Below are 25502 nucleotides of genomic sequence, written 5' to 3'. Positions count from 1 at the left end.
TAGAGTATACCTACTCAATTTGCGCGCAGTGTAAAACACAGGCCATGTCTTTGGCTACTCGTTACCCCAACGATTGAGGAACTCCGCAATATCATCGATACGCTGAGCGTCGACACCTGCCACGGTAGCCATCTCCTGCTGCGCTTCTTCGCTGATCTCTTCGTTGTTCATCAAACGAGTGATCAGCTGCTGGAAGTAGTGCGCCAGCGCGTCACGTTCTGTGTCGCTCACCGGCTTTGCGGCCTCGGTCGCGTACTCGTCGGCGATATCATAATATTTTAGCGGAATGTCGTTGTTCATCAGTTGCTCCGGGGTAAATGCGTGTGCCAGCAGTTGCCTGCCGCGTCTGGTGTGAATGATAGCATTCTTATTTCATGGTTCGCGATCTGTTTTATTGGTCACTATGCATTACATATATCAATAATGTTTTCCGGCACAACTTCGCATTTAATAAACCTTTCCGTATTTAAATAACAGCATTCTTATTCAGTTCGATATAATGGCTGCTTATTAAATAACGAGCCACCAAGGAAATATTAAATTACTTTAATTCTAATTACATTATCGACATCTTTAATCCGCAGTTGGCCCAATCCCATCGCTAGTCGCCCATTTGCCCACATTCATCTTCTGGACAACACTCTACGATGACACCACTGACCCAACACGTGGAGCAAACACCATGAACATCACGCAAATCCGTAACGCTACGCAGCACATCACCTTTGGTGGCAAAACCTTTCTGATCGACCCTATGCTGGCGGCAAAAGGTACTTATCCGGGCTTTGCCGGTACGGCACGCGCCGAGATCCGCAACCCGACCGTTGATCTGCCTGTCGATATCGACACCCTGCTCAACGTTGATGCGCTGATCGTGACCCATCTGCATGAAGACCACTGGGATGAATCCGCGGCTCGTGTCGTACCGAAAGACAAACCGATTTATGTGCAAAACGATCGCGATGCGCAGGTACTGCGGGAACAAGGTTTCACGCAACTGACCGTACTGACGCAAAACACTGCGCTTGGTGATATCACCCTGCGTAAAACCGGCGGCCAGCACGGTTCGGATCGCGCTTACGCCGTCCCGCAAATGGCTGAACGTCTGGGCGATGCCTGCGGAGTTATCTTCCAGCATCCGGCGGAAAAAACGCTATATCTGGTCGGGGACACCATCTGGCGCGACGAGGTGGAAACCAACATGCGGACTTTCCAGCCAGGCGTGGTCATTCTGAACGCAGGCTTTGCTCACGTTATCGGGTTTGGCCCAATTATCATGGGCGCGGAAGATGTGCTAAAAACCCACTTCACGCTGCCCGAAGCACAAATTGTGGCGACCCACATGGAGGCGATTAACCACTGTCTGCTGACCCGCGCGGCCTTGAAAGAGTACGCCTGCGACAACCAGATTGCGCAATTCGTTAACGTGCCGGAAGATGGCGAAACCCTGACGTTTTAAACTCCACAAAGGAATCCTATGCAACCGCTTAACGTCGCCATTGTTGCCGTGGAAGATTTCAGCCCGTTTCACTTCTCGGTGCCGTGCATTATTTTCAGTGACAAAGTGGCGACGAAAAAGCGTTTTGAGGTGCAACTGTGTGCAGAACAGCCGGGCATCGTTTCCTCGCAGGATGGCTTCTCCATTAACGCAGCCTACGGCTATGAAGCGGTGGAGGCCGCCGACATTGTGGTGATCCCCTGGTGGGGTACCACGGCACATCGGCCACCACAAAGCCTGCTTGATGCGCTTAATCGTGCGCGACAAAACGGCGCGCAGATTGTTGGGTTATGCCTGGGTGCGTTTGTGCTCGGCTACGCCGGTCTGCTGGATGGCAAACGGGCGGCTACGCACTGGGAGTTCGAGCAGGATTTTCAGGCCCGCTTTCCGGCAGCTCATCTGGATATCAACGCGCTGTACGTGGATGACGACGGTATTATTACCTCGGCAGGCACCGCCGCCGCGCTGGATTGCTGCCTGTACGTCATCCGCCAGCGTTTTGGCAGCACGGTGGCGAATCAGATTGCCAGACGGATGATTGTGCCGCCACATCGCGAGGGCGGCCAGGCACAGTTTATCGAGCAACCGGTGGCGAAAAATACCAAAGATCAGCGCATCAACGTCCTGCTCGACTATTTGCGCCAGCATCTCCATGAACCGCATAATCTTGACGAGCTGGCGCAACGGGTGATGATGAGCCGTCGCACCCTCACCCGTCATTTTATGAAGGCCACAGGGTCAAGCGTGGCCGAATGGTTGATTGCCGAGCGCCTGCGCCGTAGCCAGACGTTGCTGGAGTCCAGCCAGTTACCCGTTGAACGCATCGCAGAACAGGTTGGTTTTCAGTCGCCCGTCACCTGGCGCCAGCATTTTAAATCCCACTTTGGCGTTAGCCCGGCTGAATGGCGTAAAACCTTTCGCGGTGATTAGCCTCTTTTTTGCGCCAGCCAGATGGTGTGCCCGGTGCAGTGCGGATCTTCCATCACCATCTCGACCACCGCAAAACCGTGTGCTGACAGCAGTGCGCGGTATTCATCCGGCGCGAGGCTGGCGTGAAACAGCGGCTCACCTTCAAATTGCCCCATCGCGATGCCGTTGTCCGTACCGCTGGTAAACATCAGCGCGCTGCCGGGATGGCTGAGGCGGTCAAAAATCGGGAACATCTTTTGCTGGTCCTGCTGAGTTAAATGGAAAAAGCTGTCCCAGGCGATCAGACCATCGAAAGTCTCATTGAGTGTCAACTCGCGCATATCCTGTTCCAGCCAGCGCTGTGCGGGAAAAGTGTTTCGGGCCCGCGCCAGCATCGCCGGGGAACTATCAACGCCGGTAAGCTGAAAACCTTGCTGGATAAAATAACCGGCGATCGGCTGACCGTTGCCGCAGCCAATATCCACAATGCTGCCCTGCCCGCCCATCACGGAAATAAATTTATCGAGCCAGCTTTTCTCGAACAAGGTGCGCGAGCGCTGGTTGGCAAAAGCATCCGCATGGCGTCGGTAGATGGACAGAATATTTTTTGCCGCAGAATCGCTCACAATATCCTCACTTTTTTCTTCTGTTAGGTATAACGGCGATAAATCCTTCATCACGCTATCCTCAAACCCTGGAATGCGCCTCGCAGAACCCATGCGCAAATACCCCAAAACCGTCCCGCTGTGGCATCATAGCGCACAGATAACGTCATGACAGGGGTGATAAACGTGAAACCGGTAACGCTATACGATGTAGCAGACCATGCAGGTGTCTCTTACCAGACCGTCTCTCGCGTCGTGAACCAGGCCAGCCACGTTTCCGCAAAAACCCGACAGAAAGTTGAGGCCGCGATGACGGAACTCAATTACATTCCTAACCGCGTTGCACAGCAGCTGGCTGGCAAACAGACGCCACTGATTGGCGTTGTGACGGCAAACCTTGCCCTGCATGCCCCCTCACAAATCGTTGCTGCCATAAAATCCCGCGCCGACCAGTCCGGTGCCAGCGTGGTGATCGCCATGGTCGAGCGCAGCGGCGTTGAGTCCTGTAAAGCCGCGGTCCACAATCTGCTTTCTCAACGCGTAACCGGGCTTATCATCAACTATCCGCTGGATGAAGAAGATGCCATTGCCGTGGCCGCTGCCTGCGGTACAGTGCCGGTGCTGTTTCTCGATGTCTCTGACTTGACGCCAATTAACAGCGTGATTTTCTCTCATGACGACGGCGCGCGCCTTGGCGTTGAACATCTGGTGCAGCACGGACATCAACGGATCGCCCTGCTGAGCGGGCCGCACACTTCCGTTTCGGCAAGGCTTCGGCATGCGGGCTGGCACAAGTATCTGGCACATTACCAGCTACAACCCGTTGTGGAGCTGGAAGGCGACTGGAGCGCGATGTCTGGTTTTCAGCAAACGATGCACATGCTGAATAACGGTAACCTCCCTACCGCCATGCTGGTCGCTAACGATCAAATGGCGCTGGGCGCGATGCGGGCAATCAGCGAGTTCGGTCTGCGGGTTGCAGTGGATATATCGGTAATTGGCTACGATGACACCGAAGACAGCGCCTGTTACATCCCACCGCTGACCACCATCAGGCAGGATTTTCCGTTGCTGGGTGAAACCAGCGTCGACAGGCTATTGCAACTCCCCCGTGGCGGCTCCAGCGTGGGTAACCAACTGCTTCCCGTCACCCTGGTCAAGCGCAAAACGGTTCTGCCTCCCGATACGCAAACCACCACTCCCCAGGCGCTGGCTGATTCACTGATCCAGCTGGCACGGCAAGTTTCTCAGCTCACACCCAAATTGTGAACGCATAACAATTGTGTGAGTCAGTTCACTTATTGAACGCCCCATCCTTTACAGCAAGGAGCGCTTGTTCGTATTTTGATTGAAATTGTGAGCGAGTAACAAATTCAAACAGGATACCGTTATGAACCTGAACACAGATTCACTCTCCGCTGTTCTGGCCCGCCGCGACTGGGAGAATCCCGGCGTCACGCAGCTCAACCGGCTGGAAGCACATCCGCCGTTCTGTAGCTGGCGCTCAGCGGATGATGCACGTACCAATCAGCGTTCGAGTCAGTTACGCTCGCTGAATGGCCAGTGGCAATTTGCCTGGTTTGCCGCGCCGGAGGCTGTCCCAGAAAGCTGGCTGACAAGCGATCTGCCACAGGCAGACATCATCAACGTCCCCTCTAACTGGCAGATGGCCGGTTATGATGCGCCAATTTATACCAACGTCACCTACCCAATCCCGGTGAATCCCCCGTACGTTCCGGCACAGAACCCGACAGGATGTTACTCGCTCACATTTAATATTGAAGACGCGTGGTTAGAGGAAGGTCAGACGCGCATTATTTTTGACGGCGTGAACTCCGCGTTTCATCTGTGGTGCAACGGTCGCTGGGTCGGCTACGGTCAGGATAGCCGTCTGCCGTCTGAGTTTGATCTTAGCGATTATCTGCTGCGCGGCGAAAACCGTCTGGCTGTGATGGTGCTGCGCTGGAGCGACGGCAGCTATCTGGAAGACCAGGACATGTGGCGCATGAGCGGCATTTTTCGCGATGTCTCCCTGCTGCATAAGCCCACTACGCAAATCCGCGACCTGCGCATTAATACCCGTTTTAATGACGACTTCAGCCGCGCCACGCTGGAAGCGGAAGTCAGAGTGGGTGGCAACGAGAACGAAGATTTACGCGTCACCCTGCAATTGTGGGAAAGTGAAACGCTCACCCACGAAACGACCTCACCGCTCGGCAGCGAGATCATTGATGAACGCGGCGCTTATCATGACCGGGTGACTCTGCGTCTGAACGTCGAAAAACCGGCGCTATGGAGTGCCGAAACGCCCAATCTGTACCGCGCCGTTGTGCAGTTACACACCGCAGGCGGAGTACTGATTGAAGCGGAAGCCTGTGACGTTGGTTTTCGTCAGGTTTGTATCGAAAACGGCCTGTTGCTGTTAAACGGCAAGCCGCTGTTGATTCGCGGTACCAACCGCCATGAGCACCATCCGGTCAACGGCCAGGTGATGGATGAGGCGACGATGGTGCAGGACATCATCCTGATGAAGCAGAATAACTTCAACGCCGTGCGCTGTTCCCATTACCCGAACCATCCGCTGTGGTACACCCTGTGCGATCGTTACGGCCTGTATGTAGTCGACGAAGCCAACATTGAAACCCACGGCATGGTGCCGATGAATCGCCTCACCGACGATCCCGCATGGTTACCTGCCATGAGCCAGCGCGTCACGCGCATGGTGCAGCGCGATCGCAACCACCCGAGCATTATTATCTGGTCACTGGGCAATGAATCCGGCCATGGCGTCAATCACGACGCGCTCTACCGCTGGATAAAATCAGAAGACCCGTCACGTCCGGTGCAGTACGAGGGCGGTGGAGCTGATACTGCCGCCACCGACATTATTTGCCCGATGTACGCCCGCGTCGATCAGGATCAGCCCTTCCCCGCAGTACCCAAATGGTCGATTAAAAAGTGGCTGTCGATGCCCGGCGAACAGCGTCCGCTGATCCTTTGTGAATACGCCCACGCTATGGGCAACAGCTTTGGCGGCTTCGCCAAATACTGGCAAGCGTTCCGTCAGTATCCGCGCCTGCAGGGCGGATTTGTCTGGGACTGGGTGGATCAGTCGCTGACCAAATATGATAAGAACGGCAAAGCATGGTCAGCCTACGGTGGCGATTTTGGCGACACGCCTAACGATCGTCAGTTTTGCATGAACGGGCTGGTGTTCGCCGATCGCACTCCGCATCCGGCGTTATATGAGGCCAAACATGAACAGCAGTTTTTCCAGTTCACGTTACTGCCGGGCGCTGCTGAACGCCAGATTGAAGTGACCAGCGAATATCTGTTCCGCCGCAGCGATAACGAAGTTCTGCACTGGTCGATTGCCCTGGACGGCAACCCGCTGGCCGCCGGAGAAATCGTTCTGGATATCGCCCCACAGGGCCGCCAGGTGATTACCCTGCCGAACGTTCCGATGCCGGACACCGCAGGCGAACTGTGGTTGACGGTGCGCGTAGAGCAGCCTCAGGCAACCGCATGGTCAGAAGCCGGGCATATCAGCGCCTGGCAACAGTGGAAGCTGGAAGAGAAGCTCAGCCTGGTACGTCTATCACGCGGCAGCAGCGCACCACAGCTGGATGTTAGTGAGAGCAATTTTACCGTGGTGGCCAACAACACACGCTGGCAATTCGATCGTCAGTCCGGCCTGCTAACACAATACTGGATTAGCGATGAAGCCCAGTTGGTAAGCCCGCTTACTGACCAGTTCACCCGCGCGCCGCTGGACAACGACATCGGCGTGAGCGAGTCAACCCGCATCGACCCTAACGCCTGGGTTGAACGCTGGAAGGCCGACGGTCACTATCAGGCTGAAGCAACGTTACTGCACTGTGCTGCCGATACGCTGAGCAATGCGGTACTGATCACCACCGAACATGCGTGGCAGTATCAGGGCGAAACGCTGTTCGTCAGCCGAAAACGCTACCGTATTGACGGCAATGGTGAAATGCAGGTAACGGTGGATGTCGACGTTGCCAGCGGTACGCCGCATCCGGCCCGCATCGGCCTGAGCTGCCAGCTGGCGCAGGTTGCGGAGCGAGTGAACTGGTTAGGTCTTGGCCCGCATGAGAACTACCCGGACCGTCTGGGCGCCGCCTGTTTCGATCGCTGGGATCTGTCGCTTGATGAGATGTACACCCCGTATGTTTTCCCGAGCGAAAACGGTCTGCGCTGCGGCACGCGCGAACTGTACTACGGTGCGCACCAGTGGCGCGGAGACTTCCAGTTCAACATCAGCCGCTTTAGCCAGCAGCAACTGATGGAAACCAGCCACCGCCATCTGCTGCAACCTGAGGCAGGCACCTGGCTCAATATTGATGGCTTCCATATGGGCGTCGGCGGCGATGATTCGTGGAGTCCTTCCGTGTCGCCGGAATTCCAGCTGAGCGCCGGACGCTACCACTTCCAGTTCGTCTGGGGCCAAAAATAATAATATAAGCAGGGCAGGTTGATACTTGCCCGCATTTATAGGAAGTCTGTTATGTATTATTTAAAAAACACTAACTTTTGGATGTTCGGCTTTTTCTTCTTCTTTTACTTTTTTATTATGGGTGCGTATTTCCCCTTCTTCCCTATCTGGTTACACGATGTAAACCATATCAGTAAAGGCGATACCGGCATCATCTTCGCCTGTATATCACTGTTTTCTTTGTTATTCCAACCAATTTTCGGACTACTGTCCGATAAGCTTGGCCTGCGTAAACATCTGCTGTGGGTAATTACCGGCATGCTGGTAATGTTTGCCCCGTTCTTTATTTACGTTTTTGGTCCGTTATTACAGGTTAATATTTTACTGGGTTCAATTGTCGGCGGGATTTACCTTGGCTTTATTTACAATGCCGGTGCCCCAGCGATTGAAGCCTATATTGAAAAAGCCAGCCGCAGAAGCAACTTTGAATTTGGTCGCGCGCGCATGTTTGGCTGCGTGGGCTGGGCGCTGTGCGCCTCGATTGCCGGAATTATGTTCACCATCAATAACCAATTCGTCTTCTGGTTAGGCTCTGGCTGTGCGGTCATTCTGGCATTGCTGCTATTATTTTCAAAAACAGATGCCCCCTCTTCTGCAAAAGTCGCGGATGCGGTAGGCGCCAATAACTCGGCATTCAGCCTGAAGCTGGCGCTGGAGTTATTTAAACAACCGAAACTTTGGTTCCTCTCCCTGTATGTGGTCGGCGTTTCCTGTACTTACGATGTGTTTGACCAGCAGTTCGCCAACTTCTTTACCTCATTCTTTGCCACCGGCGAACAGGGTACCCGCGTGTTTGGCTACGTCACGACGATGGGAGAATTACTCAACGCCTCTATCATGTTCTTTGCACCGCTGATTGTGAACCGCATTGGCGGAAAGAACGCCCTGCTGCTGGCCGGTATGATCATGTCGGTAAGGATTATTGGCTCGTCATTCGCCACCACTGCACTGGAGGTCGTTATTCTCAAAACGCTGCATATGTTTGAGATACCGTTCCTGATCGTCGGCTGCTTCAAATACATCACCAGCCAGTTCGAAGTACGTTTCTCGGCCACGATTTATCTGGTGTGTTTCTGTTTCTTCAAACAGTTAGCCATGATTTTCATGTCAGTTCTGGCCGGGAAAATGTATGAGAGTATTGGTTTCCAGGGAGCTTATCTGGTGCTGGGGATTATTGCGCTGAGCTTCACGCTGATTTCCGTATTTACCCTTAGCGGTCCGGGGCCGTTTTCCCTGCGGCGTCGTCGCGAAAGCGTCGCGCTGTAAAAGGCTCTTTGCCGGATGCACCACTCACGTGGTTTATCCGGCCTACGATACTAAAAGGCCCGGTAAGCATTGCGCCACCGGGCATCACACGATGTTACTCTTCGATCGCCTGACGGATTTGCTGCAATGACGCGGGATCGTCAATGGTCGTTAGATCGCCAGGATCGCGGCCTTCACAGATCGCCTGGATCGTCCGTCTGAGCATTTTGCCAGAGCGCGTTTTCGGCAACTGCGACACAAACCAGACGTGCGCCGGGCGGCCAAAGTTACCAATCTGACTGTCCACCAGCGCCATAATCGCCTTCTCTTCCGAATGTGCGATGTCGCGATCTTCAAGGCTGTCGCTCTGTTTCGGAATGACAAACGCGACCGCTACCTGCCCCTTCAGCGCGTCCTTCACGCCGACCACAGCCACTTCGGCAACGTTCGGATAGCTGGAAATACTCTCCTCTATCTCACGCGTCCCCAACCGATGCCCGGCCACGTTGATGACATCATCCGTACGGCCAAGGATGAAGTAATAGCCGTCCGCATCGCGAATACCCCAGTCAAAGGTGGCGTACACCTGACGAGAAAACAGCGACCAGTAGGTATTCACAAACCGCGCGTCATCACCCCAGATAGTCTGGATACAGCCCGGCGGCAGCGGCCCTTCAATCACCAGCATGCCCTTTTCATTCGCTTCGCAGGGCTCACCGGTTACCTCATTGAGCAACTGCACGTTATAGCCGTACATCGGCACGCCTGGGCTACCCAGCCGCGACGGGCGGTCGTCCAGCCCGCGGGCGATCGCCATAATCGGCCAACCGGATTCAGTCTGCCAGTAGTTGTCGATAACCGGGACGCCCAGCGTTTCCGTTACCCAACTGGCGGTCGGTTCATCCAGCGGCTCACCCGCCAGATACAGCACCTCCAGCGAGGAGAGATCGTGATTGCGGATTTGCGCGGTCGGGAATTTCTTCAGCACGCGGATGGCGGTTGGGGCGGAGAACATCCGGCTGACCTGATACTTCTCAACAATTTTCCACCAAACGCCACAGTCTGGATACGTTGGCAGCCCTTCGTACACCACCGTCGCCATCCCCGCCAGCAGTGGGGCATACACGATATACGAATGCCCAACCACCCAGCCGATGTCCGACGCGCAGAAGAACACACCGCCCGCTTTACCGCCGAAAATGGTGTCCATTGAAGTCGCCAGCGCGACCGCGTAGCCACCAACGTCACGCTGGACGCCCTTCGGTTTACCGGTTGTCCCGGAGGTATAGAGAATGCAGGAGGTTTCATTCGATTCCAGCCACGTCACCGGCACCCGCGCGCCAAGATGCTGTTGGCGCAGCGCGGCAAAGTCGAGGTCTCGCCCCTCTACCCGCGCCATTTTCGCCAGACCGCGATCGACCAATACCACATGACGCGGCTGGTGCTGCGCCTGACTGATTGCATCATCGAGCAGCTTTTTATACGGCAGGATCTTGCCCCCGCGCGCGCCGGCATCCGCCGAAACGATAATCACCGGTTGGGCGTCGTCGATGCGTGCCGCCACGCTGTGCGAGGCAAAGCCACCGAACACCACCGAATGGATCGCCCCAATGCGCGCGCAGGCCAGCAGCGTAATGTGCGCCTCGGCGATCATCGGCATATAAACCAGTACCCGATCGCCACGCTGTACGCCCAGCGACAGCAACATTGCCGCCGCCACGTTCACTTCGTCGTACAGCTGACGAAAGGTAAACGTGCGTTCTTCTTCAGTTTCTGAAGAAACGGCAATCAGCGCCAGCGCGTCAGGCTGTTTCTCCACCCAGCGGTCGATGGCGTTATGACACAAATTGGTCTTGCCGCCGCAAAACCAGCGGGCAAACGGCGGGTTGCTGTGATCCAGCACCTGCGTATACGGCTGCTGCCAGTCAATACGCTGGGCCTGTTCGGCCCAGAACGACTCCGGCTGCGTAATAGAACGTTGATAAAACTCGCTATAAGACATAATGCTCTCCTGTTGAACTTACGCCTTGCCGCACGCAGGTTTAGATTACATAAAGGTCCATATACTCATTGACCGGCATCTGCTCCAGGCGGGCTCTGTCCAGGGAGACATCCAGGATGCGCTGCTGCTGACGGGTCGGGAACTGACGCGCCAGGTTAATTTTGAACTTCTCGACCAGCTTCGGCATACCGTCGTTACGACGGCGCGCGTGGCCAATTGGGTATTCCACTACCACTTCTTCAAAGCGTGAGCCGTCGGTGAATTCAAGCGTGATGGCATTCGCGATGGCGCGTTTTTCAGGGTCGTGGTAATCGGCAGTAAAGGCCGGATCTTCGAAGCAGTTAATCTTTTCACGCAGTGCATCAATGCGTTTATCCTGCGCCACGCCGTCTTCGTAATCTGCCGCCGTTAAGCGTCCGAACAGCAGCGGGATAGCCACCATGTACTGGATGCAGTGGTCACGATCCGCCGGGTTATTCAACGGGCCTTTTTTATCGATGATGCGGATACAGGCTTCGTGTGTACGAATGGTCACTTTTTCGATATCGGCAGCGGTCTTACCTGCAGCCTGTAACTGCTCGTACAGCGTCATCGCCGCTTCTACCGCGGTCTGCGAGTGGAACTCTGCCGGGAAGGAAATTTTAAACAACACGTTTTCCATCACGTACGAACCGTACGGTCGCTGGAAGCGGAAAGATTCGCCTTTGAAAGAGACATCATAGAAGCCCCAGGTTTTCGCCGTCAGTGCAGATGGATATCCCATTTCACCGGTTTTCGCCATCAGCGCCAGACGCACAGCACGTGAGGTGGCATCGCCAGCCGCCCAGGATTTACGCGTGCCGGTATTCGGCGCATGACGATAGGTACGCAGCGACTGACCGTCGACCCACGCCAGCGAGACGGCGTTGAGAATTTCATCCCGGTTAAGGCCGAGCATCTCGGCAACCACCGCCGTGGAAGCGACTTTTACCAGCAGGACGTGATCCAGACCGACGCGGTTGAAGGAGTTTTCCAGCGCGATACAGCCCTGAATTTCATGGGCTTTAATCATTCCGGTTAACACTTTTTTCATGGTTAACGGCGCTTTACCCACCGCCACCGCATTGCGCGACAGCCAGTCAGCCGTCGCCAGAATACCGCCGAGGTTATCGGAAGGATGACCCCATTCTGCGGCCAGCCACGTGTCGTTAAAGTCCAGCCAGCGGATCATCGCACCGATGTTAAACGCCGCCTGCACCGGATCGAGCTGGAACTGGGTACCCGGTACGCGCACACCGTTCGGGACGACGGTACCCGGTACAACCGGCCCCAGCAGTTTTTTACAGGCCGGATATTCCAGCGCTTCCAGGCCACAGCCAAGGGTATCAAGCAGGCAATAATGCGCGGTGTCATACGCCACCTTCGAGGTGATCTCGTAGTTCATGACATAATCAACGATATCAACGATTTCACGGTCAAATTCAGGGCGGACGTTCGAAATATGTGCAGACATAGGGTACATTTCCTGTTTTTTTATCTTTAGAAGTTTTGCATTAGCAACGTTTTTCAATCGGGACAAATTCGCGATCTTCCGGGCCGGTATAGTTGGCGGAAGGACGGATAATTTTGTTGTCCTGACGCTGTTCGATGATGTGCGCCGCCCAGCCGGTGACACGGGCGATAACGAACAGCGGTGTGAACATTTCAGTGGGGACGCCCATCATGTTGTAAGAGACTGCCGAGAACCAGTCGAGGTTAGGGAACATCTTTTTCGTTTCCCACATCACCTCTTCCAGACGGTCGGCAATGTTGTACATTTTCAGCGAACCGCCCTCCTGAGAAAGCTGTTTCGCCACACGCTTGATCACCTGATGGCGCGGGTCGGCGATGGTGTAAACCGGGTGACCAAAGCCAATCACCACTTCTTTGTTTTCAACGCGTTTACGGATATCCGCTTCGGCTTCATCCGGCGTTTCGTAGCGCTGCTGAATTTCCAGCGACACTTCATTCGCGCCGCCGTGTTTCGGCCCACGCAGTGCGCCAATCGCGCCGATAATCGCGGAGTACATATCAGAGCCAGTTCCCGCAATCACACGCCCCGTGAAGGTGGAAGCGTTAAACTCGTGCTCGGCGTACAGCACCAGCGAAATGTGCATCGCCTTTTCCCAGCTTTGTGATGGCTTTTCACCATGCAGCAAATGCAGGAAGTGACCGCCAATAGAATCATCATCGGTCTCCGGCTGAATACGCTCGCCGTTATGGCTGTAGTGATACCAGTACAGGAGGATAGAACTGAGCGATGCCAGCAGTTTGTCGGCAATATCGCGTGCGCCGGAGACGGTATGTCCTTCTTTTTCCGGCAGCGTACAACCTAGCGCGGAAACACCAGTGCGCATCACGTCCATCGGATGCGAGGCGGCAGGCAGCGCTTCCAGTACGGTACGCACGTTAGCGGGCAATCCGCGCAGCGCTTTCAATTTGCTTTTATAGGCGGTGAGCTCATCGCGGGTGGGTAATTTCCCGTGAATCAGCAGATGCGCAACTTCTTCAAATTCGCACTGTTGTGCCAGGTCAAGAATATCGTAGCCACGATAGTGCAGATCGTTACCGCTTTTACCCACGGTACATAAGGCAGTATTTCCGGCAGCGACGCCTGACAGCGCAACCGATTTTTTGGGTTTAATGACATGGGTACTATTTTGCAGGATCGTTGTGTCGCTCATGTTGTCCTCGTCATTATTGTAATATGTAGGGTACTAATTTATTGCCGGATGGCGGCTAGGCCTTATCCGGCCTACGACGGTTACTTTTTTGTGTACAACGCGTCGAGTTTCTCTTCGAACTGGTAGTAATTGATGCTTTCGTACAGCTCGTTGCGCGTCTGCATAATGTCGATAACGTTCTTTTGCGTACCTTCCTGACGCAGCACGTTGTAAACCTTCTCCGCCGCGCGGTTCATGGCGCGGAAAGCTGACAGCGGGTATAGCGCCATCGCAACGTTCGCGCTGCGCAGTTCATCGGTGGTAAACAGCGGTGTGGCGCCAAACTCAGTAATGTTGGCGAGAATTGGTACCTGTACCGCATCGGCAAACTGGCGGTACATCTCAAGTTCGGTAATGGCTTCTGGGAACAGCATGTCAGCGCCCGCTTCGACATACGCCTGGGCACGATCGATGGCAGCCTCTAGCCCTTCCACCGCCAGCGCATCGGTCCGCGCCATAATCACAAAGTTGGGATCGGTGCGCGCATCAACGGCTGCGCGGATCCTGTCGACCATCTCTTCTTTCGAGACGATCGCCTTGTTCGGACGATGACCGCAGCGCTTAGCGCCAATCTGATCTTCAATATGCAGCGCAGCAGCACCCGCTTTGGAAATCGACTTGACGGTACGCGCCACGTTGAATGCAGACGATCCAAAACCGATATCCGCATCCACCAGCAATGGCAGCGGGCAAACATCCGTAATGCGACGAATATCAGTCAGCACATCATCAAGGGTAGAAATGCCGAGATCCGGCAGCCCCAGCGACCCCGCAGCGACACCGCCGCCGGAGAGATAAATCGCTTGATACCCGGCACGTTGAGCCAGCAGAGCGTGGTTGGCGTTGATGGTGCCAACGATTTGTAATGGGTTTTCTTTAGTGAGCGCAGCGCGAAACGCCAGCCCTGGGGAGTGTAGAGACATATCCCGTCCTCTTGTTATCAACTTGTTATCGTTCGTTGATATTTCTAAAGCAAGGGGTATGCCAGGGAGCTTATTTTCTCTTCAATTTAATTTTTATCTTTTAAAACAACAGATTAAACCCAATTTTTCTATTTTTGTTGCACAAAAGCGTGTCAGCTATCGTTTCATGAAACGTTCCTTCACGTTTCATTGCAACATTTATGAAACACAACTAAACCCTACTACTCGGTTCCTTAATTTTTGGGGTTAGTTATGGCAGATACGCATCTACCGCCGCGAGTGAACGACGATAAACCGGTTATCTGGACAGTCTCGGTCACCCGCCTGTTTGAACTGTTTCGCGACATCAGTCTGGAGTTCGACCATCTGGCGACCATCACCCCCATTCAGCTTGGTTTCGAAAAAGCGGTGGCCTATATCCGTAAGAAGCTGGCCACCGAGCGTTGCGATGCCATCATTGCGGCAGGCTCCAACGGCGCATATCTGAAAAGCCGTTTGTCTATTCCGGTGATCCTGATTAAACCCAGCGGATTCGACGTGCTACAGGCACTGGCAAAAGCGGGAAAACTCACCTCGTCAATTGGCATCATTACCTATCAGGAACCCCTCCCGGCGCTTCTCGCGTTTCAAAAAACTTTCAATTTGCAGCTTGAACAGCGTAGCTATATCACCGAGGAAGATGCTCGTGGGCAAATCAACGAGCTGAAGGCCGGCGGTACACAAGCGGTAGTTGGTGCGGGGTTGATTACCGATCTGGCAGAAGAAGCAGGTATAACCGGCATCTTTATCTATTCGGCGGCCACCGTGCGCCAGGCCTTTGTCGATGCGTTGGATATGACCCGCCTGACATTACGCAGAAACGGTCAGTACGTCTCTGGCGATACGTTGCGCACTCGCTACGCGCTCGGAGATATGCGCGGTCACTCTGCGCAGATGGAACAGGTACGGCACACCATTATGCTGTACGCCCGTTCGCGTGCGCCGGTCCTCATTCAGGGTGAAACAGGAACGGGTAAAGAGCTGGCCGCACAGGCCATTCACCGTGAGTTTTTCACTCGTCAGGAGAATCGGCGCGGTAAACCCTCACCGCCGTTTGTTGCCGTCAACTGCGGGGCAATCACCGAGTCATTGCTGGAAGCGGAGCTGTTCGGCTATGAGGATGGCGCCTTTACCGGCTCTCGCCGAGGGGGACGCGCGGGCCTGTTTGAAATCGCTCACGGCGGAACCCTGTTTCTTGACGAGATAGGCGAGATGCCGCTGCCGTTACAAACCCGACTGCTGCGTGTGCTGGAAGAAAAAGAGGTTACCCGGGTCGGTGGACATCAGCCGATTCCGGTCGATGTCCGGGTGATTAGCGCCACACACTGTAATCTGGAGCAGGAGATGAAACAGGGGGAATTTCGTACCGATCTGTTTTATCGCCTGAGCATTTTACGCCTCAAGCTGCCGCCGCTGCGCGAGCGGTTGCCCGATATTCTGCCACTGGCGGAGGGCTTTTTAAAACAGTCGCTGGCGGAACTGGACGTGCCTTTTTCTGAGCCAGTGCGCAAGGGGCTGGGATTAAGTCAGCCGACGCTGCTGAATTATGGCTGGCCGGGGAATATCCGCGAACTGCGTAATATGATGGAACGTCTGGCACTGTTTTTAAGCGTCGAGCCGCAGCCAGAGCTGAATGTGGATTTTTTACAACAGCTGTTACCGGAACTGGCCATTGTTGCAGACTCACCGCAAGCATCGTCATTGCTGACGCCACAACAGGTGTTGGCACAATTCAATGGTGATAAAACCGCGGCTGCACGCTATCTCGGAATTAGCAGAACCACGTTCTGGCGCAGATTAAAAGAAAACCCGCCGGTACAATGACCGACGGGTGTCGTATTTTTTACAGCTGCACGTTATTTTTTCTTGTAAATATTCGCTGTGCCATGGATTTTGTTATCCGTTTGGCCGGAGGTTAATACCACCACGTCAGCGCCTTTCTCTTCAGCTTTCTTCAGAAGGTCTTCTTTAGCATCCGAAGTAGAGACTTCATTACTCGTTGAAATATCACCGATTTTTGTATACTGAGACTCAACCTTTTCAAACTCAACCTTCGTCATAAATTCCGCGGCGTACGCGTTGGTCACAACAAAAGCTAACGCACCAATAAGTACTTTAATTCCAGTTTTCATATAAAAGCTCCAGATTTTGTTATATATGCCATCATCGTGTTCTCGGAACGGATAACTTGTTCAGATTGATTAAATAATTAGTTGATGTTCAGAAAAAAATCCAGTCGACCAGGCTCATCAATTAAATTATTCAGGTCATACTTGAGCTGGCAAAGCTATGTCAGTGGTTCAGGTTTAAGGCGAACAGCAGGGTCACCTAACACAATATAATTACGACAATCATCGCGCTGCGTTCTCAGTGACAAGATCTGAGCATCACTGATTGCCATGCCACTATCAATTTTCAGTAGTGCTGTCACAAGCTCACTACTCCATACCCCCCACTGACTGTTAAACCGATCTACTGCCTGCCCCACCCGCTGTCCGGCTAATAATCGAGAGATAACATCCTTAAATCCCTGCGTCTGCGCAACACCTTCTGGCGTCTGAAAACTAGAAGACCACGCGCGATCAATATGACCCAACGTGGCTAAAACACCACCCTGAGGGAGACTCATTAACTTTTGCGGGAGGCGAGCACTCATCGCCTCTGGAGCAATAGCCCGAGAGGGGGATTCAAAATTAAAATCATCAAACTGTGGTGTACCAGCGCTATAACAAGCAAAGAAAAAATGTATTGCTCCATGTAAAAAGGCCTGTTCAGGTACATCATCTGCTGAAAACCAATGCCGCTCATCAATTTCACCTAATCCCGGCCAATCCTGACAAACTATTGCCCCCTGACAGTGCGGTTGCCGCGGATCATCAGCATTAAAAGCCATTCCATGTGAGCCTGTGAAAATCAGCGAAGGTGCGCCGAAAGCATTGCACATGGATTGCTTAAGTTTATCTTTCGTAGCATTGGCCCCCATTAGCGCATTGACCTGATATCCATATTTTTCCCCCAGAGGAGGATATTTGTCTGTTCCTGAAGCAAATGGAGCAGCAACCTTGTTAGTAAACAATTGAGTTGCCCTGTCAAAATTATGACACGTTGCAAATAAATCAATACTTCGCCGCGTATAACGGCTGGCGTCACGTTCCCAGTTAATCACACTTAAAGCATAGGATTGATACTCAGTGATACACTGAAAATCAATTCTGCCGACAGCAGCCACAATATCCAGCGAATATTGAAAACTAAATGGCACCTGCGTGGGAGGCCCGACTATCGTCAGGTAATAAGGTACCCCCTGTGCAGGGTCAATCATCATTAACGCTGCACCATGTCTATTCAACCAGGCACTGGCACTTTCGCCCTTACGGTAACCGTTTGAACCAGAAAAGAGTCGAAACCGATCGCCGGCCTCAATACGGCGTTGCATAATAAGCGGCTCCAGAGCATCTAACCACGGTTGAGGATCAACATCAGCAGCAAAGAGAATACCCCAACCCGCTTCGCTCAGCTCCTGATGATTGACATCAAAAGGTACCCCCCAAACTTTCATGCCTGGTAAAATTTCAGTACCGATCGCCTGACTGAGTGTTTTTTCTTGGGTCAACATTTGGGAGATAAACTCTGTGCCAGGTTTCAATTCCAGGGTTTTTCCGGTTGTCGCATGAACGCCAAACGATAGCGGTAGCTCTTCGTTTTCACTCATTATTAACCTCCGGAAAAGCAGTTTGCCAAATCAGGTGCGCAACCTCGGGTCCGCCAATATCGCTGTGAGCTCCTGAAATTCCATCGACTTTGCAGATGTATTTTCCACCGTCAATATTGTAGATAACGGAAGAGTTTTCCCATACGTATCTTGTTGTTACTTCCAGCATCGGACTCGGTTTATCGTTTGTAACGCCCTGAATCCCCCAAGTACCAATCCCTGCATAGCGAGGCATTTCTCTTGGTTGATCAAATGCAATTTGATTCGCAACGCCCGCCGCCCAGGGATATAGACGCCCTACCGCATAGTCAAAAGCAGAAAACGTGCACACTAAAGGGCCAGACACCTTTTTGTCCGCAATGATGGAATAAAAGTAACCAGGTGTATTTGGGGTATACTCGTTGGTAGGTGCAAAAGCCCAAATCGACATAGCTCCCTGCACCAACGCACAAGATTGTATACTACGGATCAACGGGGCATTACCTTCCGGCCCAGCAATTCCAGCACTAGCAACGATACAGCCAAAGCTATGCCCCATCAGATGAATACGTAGCTCAGGAGCTGAACGTTGAAGGGCAACAATGAACGGATACAATCCATTTTCACCAACCACCTTCGCTCGTTTTTTCATCGCCCAGAATGTCAGTTGCCTAAGCGGCAGCAGAATAGCATCTCCTAAACCACTGATTGCGAAGTTATCAAACCCAGGCACCGATTCGACTATTGCTCGTGGATCAAAAGCATGGCGATCTGCAGCACCATCTCCGTCGCAACCATTTTCTCCCAAGGCTAGCGCCTCATTAAGAGCAAGATACGCACTGCAAACATCATCTGGTAAGGTATCCATCCACATATTGATACTAATGGCGTCAAACAGGTTTTCAATTGCCTGACGAATACCCGGCTCATTTCCCAGCATTAGCGTATATTGCTCGACCCACATCGCTCTGGACAGCTGTTCTGTACCATCAAAAGGGACTGCTTTTAGCGATTCATTAGCCCATGCCAGGCTGGGCCAATGGAACCCAATATGCAGTGACCGAAAATGTGGAACTGAGGCTTCTACCCGTAGTCGATCATAGGTGCAATTCTTGAATGCTCCAATCCACGAGTCAAATTGGCTACTTGCCCGCTCAGGATCTTGCTGCCAACCATGTACCCATAGAAAAAGATCTGTGATCACCTCATACTTAACGACATTGATAACTTGTGAAGAAACACATTCTCCTTTGTTGTTCACATCAGATAGGGTTTCCTTACCCTGTTTATCCACCGAAAGCAGAAAATAACCTGTTTGCGAATCATCAATATTTTGCCAGGGCATGGGGGTTCTCCTGCTGAAACTTAGTCATCTTTTCGCCATGATCTTCACAGGGCGATACCCTTTTTTTAACTTCCGGAAAATAAATGCTATTTTGAGCATCTGAAAACCTTCTTTCAGGTACAAAATCGCACGCCCGTTGAATCCAGGTGTCTATTCGAAGATCCCATAATGCAATACCTTCTTGCGAACCCGATGCCATCCAGCGACCATCAGATGAAATGGCAAGAGCGGTAATCGCTGAATGATGAAATTGCTGTTTGATTTCAATAGGGAGCATAGTATTGGATGAATAAAGCCAGAGCCGCCCCTTACGATCCCCCATCGCAACAGTTTTATTCTGCAAGACTGCCAACGTATTGGAGATGGAAGTAGAGTCATCCTTGATTAATTCGCGACGCTGTGTTCCATCTTTAATTGCTATAGGGTAAATCTGCCCAAGATAATTCCCCTGATAAAATTGTTCTCCAGAAGGGCTAAAAGCAAAGTTAAGCGTATATTTTGGCAAAGGGAAAGAAGAGGCAGAATTCTGCAATGAAGTATTCGCCACATATATTGGACATCCTTGAGCATCAGTTGCTGTTTCTTGCCACAATGTTATTTGATCATTCAAGGCATCTATAGAGAGAAAATCCTTGCTATGTGGACGAAATCCAGAAAGTTGTTCTCTAGCACGAAATCCAATAGGAATAGAATGCAAACACTCCACCGCACTCATCGTATCAGTAGATAAAATCCATAAGCGCGGTGGTTTATCCCTGACCTGACGATCGATCATTAAAAGAGATGCTGTATCATTCACTTTCATCCAGAGAACTTTTTCATCAGGCGAAAAGTAAACCCCTTTAACAACCTGAAGTGTACTGCTGTCATGTCGCAAAGCCATTAATGTCTCACCGCGACGGATTAAAATAATGCCTGCCCGATCGGCGCTAGCAAAATGTTCAACATCAGTTAGCTCTGCTCGCACCTGAGGTTTAGAGCCATTTGCCTGTGCGTACTCTGGCTGGATGGATTCCAGTCGTCCACTCGTAATCCAGTTAAGCTGAGTACCGTTTCTCGTCTCCTCAAATCCAACTAAGCGGCCATTATTTGGATAAAATATCCCGAAAGGATGATGCTCATCTGCAAGTGTAACTTTTAACACACTACCTTTCTCTGTGGTAATAAAAGCTTCCCGCTTATCAGCACGAATGGCTATACTGGTGATCTGGTGCGGCAGTCCCAGTAATGTTTCCGCCTGAGGTAATAATGCAGATTTATCCGCTAGCGATAACCCAGACCAGCGTTTCAATTGACCATCCCATCCCGCTGAGAGAAGCGAGCCATCTTGCAGGAACTTAATTTGCGAGACTACATCCTCATGCGCATTCTTTATAGTAAAAATATATTTTGGCTGCGACAATGTAGTAATATCCCATAAATGAATATTTCCTGCACGATTCCCAGCAGCTATAAATCTACCATCAGGACTAACTGCAACAGAATAAATTATTTCTCCCGAAGATGTCATACTTATTGCCTGGCGCTGAGGAGGCGGTAATTTCTTGACATATACTCCCCCACCACTTACATTAAGAATCTTAATACCCTGCGAGGAATGCCCTGCATCCAAAAATGCCGATTGGCCAGGAATGAAGGTCAGTGCGTTAATTATCGATTTCGCTCTAGGTTTATTGTCTTTACTATTAATGGATATCGACAATAAATTATTCAGCGTATCAAAACGCCATGCTGAAATGGTAGTATCTGCATAACTGACAATAAGAAAATCATTGGCAAAGGACATCCCACGAATCGTTTCATTAACGGGTTCCTGTCCTGACTTGGCCAAGTTCAATGCAATACACTCTCTGCGACGAATATCACATAACGCAACCTTCCCTTGCGAATCGCCAATTGCCAGATAATATTTCCGTACCAAAGTGATAACTCGCGCATCGCTCACAGGAAATTTTAAAAATGCTAACAAATCAATATTCCACAATAGATTATCAGTTTTATCAAAAACCTGAATATTTTTCCTTGCTTTGCCAACTTGAGCGATAACACGGTAATCTTCATTTATAGCGACCACTTTACTTTTATCATTATCTGGAGATTCAACAGATAAAATATAGCGATTATCAAATAATATGTTAGCTAAAAGTCCACGATACTCAGTGCGTACTCCACCATTTGATGCCTCCTGGAATTGAGCCCCTGTAGCCGCTGCCAGAGCCCGGAGTTCAAGACTGGTTCGCCCACCTAATATGTTCAGCAACCCCGTTTGCAAGGTATCGTTTTCTCTTTGCAAAACGATTTTTTGTTGTTTATTAAAAAGATCCCGTTGAGCTATTAATCTATCTTCTGCTGCTGATAACTGACTTTTATGCTTATCAATTGCAAACCACATCGTAAATCCCAGCACCATGAATAAAATGGTTATTTTTGACCACCAGGAATATGAATAATCCTGATAAGCATCAATAAATGCGCTTTCTATTTCTGATGGCTTTTCTGTATTATTAGATTCTAATGATAAAATTCGTGCACGTCTCGGAAATAATCGTACCCGCCCAGGTAAAGATGAAAAAAAATCCTTACGCCGGCCCTTTATATGCCATTGAGACGCAAGGCGTTGCCACTCAGCAAGATGCTCATGTTGCCATTTTTCAATACTGTTTTTGATCGGCAAACTCAGGCTATCATGAGATAATTCATACCAATCGCCATCCTCTCTAATTTGCCGTCGAATTAAGTGGTGAGATATTAAATACTCCAACTCATCAGGTTGAGGGGAATTTATATCACTGGATTCAATCATTGCAGGCGTACGTAAACCTCCTGGTGTTAACAGTTTATTTTCGATCCACTCACGCAAACATCTACCGCGAGTTAGATTACTAACGGAATATTCCAAAACCTCTTCACAATAATTTTGTAAGATAGCATCCAATTGAATCTGGCGTACGTCAGCGATTCGTATTTCCTGAACCGACTGCCCTCCAACGCTGAGGTCATTCCAGATCTCAGTGCACACAACCTGAAGTAATACTGGCTCAATTGTTCCCTGGTAAACCGCTATCTCTCCGGCCATACGTTTACGAAACTTACTAAGCTCCTCGACAATATATTCTGCGGCATCTCTTCCATCATCTTTAGGCAAAATAATGTTGCTCATCTTAGCTGGCTCTCGTATCGCCTCAATAGCCTGCTCAAAGGATAAAAGTGATAGTCGAACTCTACATTCAAGTCCTGTCGGAATTAAATCACGATAATCATCCAGCCAGGGAAAATACTCTTCACGCATACTAAAAACAATCCACACACTTTTACTATAGCGACTTAAAACATTACCTAAATCGATAAAAAACTCCTCACGTTCTTTTGCTGATATCTCAGATAAAAATATCTCTTCAAATTGGTCAATGACCATTAAGACGCGCTTAAAGACATTACCTTCACTGTACAGAAACCGTTCAAAATAGGTTTCAAGCGTGTCACCATCACTACATTTACCATATCCGCTAGCACTAAGCTGTTCCAGAATTCCCTTTACCGGAGAATGATGAGCGCCACCGGAAATCCGCAAAATGGGGAGGAGATGAAAGCGTTCCTTAAAACGCTGAAGCAATCCATTCTTGGCTTGTAAAAGTGAAGTCTTACCCGCACCTGAGGGTGAATATAAAATAATGATACGATCAGCAATCAGCCGATTATGTAACTCCTCAATTTCATTATCACGGCCAAACAGTATTTGTTCTGGCCCGAAAGGTCCTGGCCCCACGAACGGTGATATCATGATGGCCTCCTGTAATTTTTATTTAATTCATGGATAAATGTTTCAGTGTCCCCCCAATACAATCGTAATGATGCTTTTGTCTGAAGATATTTTTCAATATATCGTCGCGCACTTGCGGCATCTAATAGACTATTGGGATCAAGCTGAACTGAGAAGTGCTGGTAATCGTCACGTAAATCTTTACCTTCCTGTTGTAACAGGCTACGAAACAGGACGCGGAATTCCCATGAATCAACCTGCAAACCAATAAACAACAAGGCACTATCGTTTAATCTACTACGAATAATTGAAGGTAAACTAACATTACTGGTCGATGCTTTTGCAAGATGATCGAAATAATGATCCTCCGTCATTACCAACGTTCCGGGAACATCTAAAGTGCCGAATAATTTCAACACGATAGGTGCATCAACTGTAGCTTTATTTGCAGCAACCCGACCGTCTCTTTTTTCATTATTTTTATCCCATACTTCAGCAGCATGATTCCAGCGAAATAACCTCACTTTAGGCGCTTTACCCTCCTCCCTCAGTGCATCTATCAACAAATCACTGGGATCTGTCGTGATATAAACGGGAAGTGGATAACCGGCCAGCACACGATGTGGATCGTCCGGATTACTTTGTCGAAATCGCTTACCAACAAGCGAGATAATACTGTTCAGTTTTTCCAATATCTGAGCATCACTCAACTGCTTTAGTTGGTCAGGAAGTTCAGAAGCATGTTGTTTGAGAATAAAACGATAGACAGACTTATAAAATTCATGCTGAGGAAATTTTCCCTGTCGCGTCACCGCCAGAAACTGCGCAACCTGAGGTAAGTCTTCAAGATCATGGTCGTCTAGCGGGTAACCATATGTTTCTCCCCAGCTACGTGCAAGCTCTCTACGAGAGCCAAATAATGCTTCATTCAGCGTTGACCCAAGAATCGGTGTACATTTCTCATCCCTTAAGTTATCAATAATAGGATCCCATGCCTGTTGGTTTTTATCATCACCGCCAAACCCGGGTGGATACCATATTCTCGCATTGTCTAATCGGGTAAATACCACTGGCATCCACCAGTCAGGTTCATTAATAATTTCAACGCGGGCAAACGCCACAGCCCGATCAACCTCACCGTGTTTCTTGAGCTGAGAAAAGAATGTCGGCATAAACTTTGCCGCTGTGTTTAAAAGAAAATTACCTTGCATAGCCAGCACAGCAGGGATTCCTTTACTGGCTAATAAAGGACCTACTGCCATCAATACATCACTTTCTGCAGAACCGCTGCCCGCACTCAGACATGAACAGAGCACAACTAGCGTCGGCGGTTTTTCCAGTCCAGCAATACAATGCGCAAAAGTTTCTCCTGTAACCCTCGCCGCATTTCCCTGTTCATCCTCAAGCCATAAAATAGCTTCTCCCTGGCTGCGAGAACCGTGGCAAGCCAGATAAAGAATATCAACGGCATGCGTCTCAATCATATTAGCCATGGCATTCAGAGTCGCGGGTTGATCTGCAGGCAGAGTATGTACTTTGAGTGGGCTCATCGCATTCCGAGCTACATCTATGATGGCGTCGGCTGCTATAGGGGCAAATTTTTCGTTTAGCCCTACTGGATTTGCAGCAACAACCAAAGCATTTGTTCCCTGTTGGTTACGTAGCTTCGGTAAACGAAAATCACGGCTAAAAAGGTAACGTGAAAAAACACATTCACTTTCCCCTAAAAGTGCATGTTCTTCGGTACCAAATGGCGTATCTGGGTCAGTCAATGTTTCCCATGCGATTCCATGTAATCGTTCCGCTGATGGCTCAATACGAAGACGAATTCTTAACGGTAGTCCTCGCTCTTTAGATAGTTCCCGCGCTTTAATGAACTCGCTACGTAATTCAACGGGGGAGAACAATGCCTGGCACAGAAGTGACCCACACTTGCAAGGATCCCTGAACCTTGGGTCCGTAGGTTCCAAAGCAATGGAAACAATTGGTGTGATGCTATCACCTTCTTTTAGGCGTCTTCTTGCATGAGCAAGAAAACTGCCATTAAAGGCCTGCTGAATAACTAATTCTAGTTCTGAGTAATCAGCCATTATCCACCTTTAACAATGCTTTATAAGTGTCAGTACGGACGCAATAAATTGCATCCGCATTTATTTGGACTGATGTATCTTTTAATTATGATGATGCTGAGTGTTCTCTCAATCAAATAATAAACTTACTAGTAACAA

At 50.7% G+C, this 25502-nt stretch carries 17 protein-coding genes; 6 read left to right on the top strand and 11 right to left on the bottom strand.

Annotation, left to right across the window (positions count from 1 at the left end; genetic code table 11):
- Positions 1-54 precede the first annotated feature (54 nt).
- Positions 55-300 (bottom strand): YmjA family protein, encoded by a 246-nt coding sequence (locus OGY10_RS07195; protein ID WP_003021350.1) that lies wholly within the window; start codon positions 298-300, stop codon positions 55-57.
- 382 nt (positions 301-682) lie between these two features.
- Between OGY10_RS07195 and OGY10_RS07190 the strand changes: the two genes are divergently transcribed.
- Positions 683-1459, top strand: a complete 777-nt coding sequence (locus OGY10_RS07190; RefSeq protein ID WP_008783872.1) for an MBL fold metallo-hydrolase — start codon at positions 683-685, stop codon at positions 1457-1459.
- A gap of 18 nt (positions 1460-1477) precedes the next feature.
- A complete protein-coding gene (locus tag OGY10_RS07185) occupies positions 1478-2428 on the top strand; it encodes a GlxA family transcriptional regulator (RefSeq protein ID WP_137377064.1) in 951 nt (316 codons plus the stop codon).
- Here OGY10_RS07185 and OGY10_RS07180 read toward each other — a convergent pair.
- Positions 2425-3084, bottom strand: coding sequence for a class I SAM-dependent DNA methyltransferase (locus OGY10_RS07180; protein WP_410733844.1), 660 nt, complete (start codon positions 3082-3084; stop codon positions 2425-2427). The genes OGY10_RS07185 and OGY10_RS07180 overlap by 4 nt on opposite strands.
- A 114-nt stretch (positions 3085-3198) precedes the next feature.
- On the opposite strand from OGY10_RS07180, the gene OGY10_RS07175 reads away from it, so the two are divergent.
- The 3 genes from OGY10_RS07175 (at position 3199) to OGY10_RS07165 (ending at position 8794) form a co-directional block, all read left to right on the top strand.
- A complete protein-coding gene (locus OGY10_RS07175; protein ID WP_071444598.1) occupies positions 3199-4281 on the top strand; it encodes a LacI family DNA-binding transcriptional regulator in 1083 nt (360 codons plus the stop codon).
- A 121-nt stretch (positions 4282-4402) separates the two neighbouring features.
- On the top strand, positions 4403-7489 hold the full coding sequence (locus tag OGY10_RS07170; RefSeq protein ID WP_267458715.1) for a beta-galactosidase: 3087 nt from the start codon (positions 4403-4405) through the stop codon (positions 7487-7489).
- 51 nt (positions 7490-7540) lie between these two features.
- Positions 7541-8794: an MFS transporter gene (locus OGY10_RS07165; RefSeq protein ID WP_071444600.1), complete on the top strand. Its 1254-nt coding sequence runs from the start codon at positions 7541-7543 to the stop codon at positions 8792-8794.
- Positions 8795-8888: 94 nt separating this feature from the next.
- Here the strand turns inward: OGY10_RS07165 and prpE are convergent, their stop codons facing one another.
- The 4 genes from prpE to prpB all read right to left on the bottom strand — a co-directional run bounded on the left by prpE (position 8889) and on the right by prpB (position 14439).
- Positions 8889-10775: a propionate--CoA ligase gene (gene prpE, locus OGY10_RS07160; RefSeq protein ID WP_100271437.1), complete on the bottom strand. Its 1887-nt coding sequence runs from the start codon at positions 10773-10775 to the stop codon at positions 8889-8891.
- 40 nt (positions 10776-10815) lie between these two features.
- Positions 10816-12267, bottom strand: a complete 1452-nt coding sequence (locus OGY10_RS07155; protein ID WP_048214832.1) for a bifunctional 2-methylcitrate dehydratase/aconitate hydratase — start codon at positions 12265-12267, stop codon at positions 10816-10818.
- A 40-nt stretch (positions 12268-12307) separates the two neighbouring features.
- Positions 12308-13477, bottom strand: coding sequence for a bifunctional 2-methylcitrate synthase/citrate synthase (gene prpC / locus OGY10_RS07150; protein ID WP_032942476.1), 1170 nt, complete (start codon positions 13475-13477; stop codon positions 12308-12310).
- An 80-nt stretch (positions 13478-13557) separates the two neighbouring features.
- On the bottom strand, positions 13558-14439 hold the full coding sequence (prpB, locus tag OGY10_RS07145) for a methylisocitrate lyase (RefSeq protein WP_048226370.1): 882 nt from the start codon (positions 14437-14439) through the stop codon (positions 13558-13560).
- 252 nt (positions 14440-14691) lie between these two features.
- On the opposite strand from prpB, the gene prpR reads away from it, so the two are divergent.
- Positions 14692-16302, top strand: coding sequence for a propionate catabolism operon regulatory protein PrpR (gene prpR / locus OGY10_RS07140; RefSeq protein ID WP_032942475.1), 1611 nt, complete (start codon positions 14692-14694; stop codon positions 16300-16302).
- Positions 16303-16334: 32 nt separating this feature from the next.
- Here the strand turns inward: prpR and yahO are convergent, their stop codons facing one another.
- The 5 genes from yahO to OGY10_RS07115 all read right to left on the bottom strand — a co-directional run bounded on the left by yahO (position 16335) and on the right by OGY10_RS07115 (position 25364).
- Positions 16335-16610, bottom strand: coding sequence for a DUF1471 family periplasmic protein YahO (yahO, locus tag OGY10_RS07135; protein WP_032942474.1), 276 nt, complete (start codon positions 16608-16610; stop codon positions 16335-16337).
- Between the two features lie 155 nt (positions 16611-16765).
- Entirely contained in the window at positions 16766-18190 is a 1425-nt protein-coding gene (locus tag OGY10_RS07130) for a C25 family cysteine peptidase (RefSeq protein ID WP_079935115.1), read from the bottom strand.
- Entirely contained in the window at positions 18183-19514 is a 1332-nt protein-coding gene (locus OGY10_RS07125) for a hypothetical protein (RefSeq protein WP_191226358.1), read from the bottom strand. The genes OGY10_RS07130 and OGY10_RS07125 overlap by 8 nt, the downstream gene beginning before the upstream one ends.
- Positions 19495-23295: an NACHT and WD repeat domain-containing protein gene (locus OGY10_RS07120; RefSeq protein WP_191226359.1), complete on the bottom strand. Its 3801-nt coding sequence runs from the start codon at positions 23293-23295 to the stop codon at positions 19495-19497. Before OGY10_RS07120 ends, OGY10_RS07125 begins: the two co-directional genes overlap by 20 nt.
- The gene (locus OGY10_RS07115; protein ID WP_079935113.1) at positions 23292-25364 is read right to left on the bottom strand and encodes a CHAT domain-containing protein; all 2073 of its coding nucleotides are present in this window, start codon (positions 25362-25364) and stop codon (positions 23292-23294) included. The genes OGY10_RS07120 and OGY10_RS07115 overlap by 4 nt, the downstream gene beginning before the upstream one ends.
- Positions 25365-25502: the final 138 nt, after the last annotated feature.

It is taken from the genome of Citrobacter sp. Cpo148 (genome assembly GCF_030332375.1).
In the GTDB taxonomy this organism is placed as follows: domain Bacteria; phylum Pseudomonadota; class Gammaproteobacteria; order Enterobacterales; family Enterobacteriaceae; genus Citrobacter; species Citrobacter portucalensis.
This window is presented reverse-complemented; position numbering and strand designations above follow the sequence as displayed.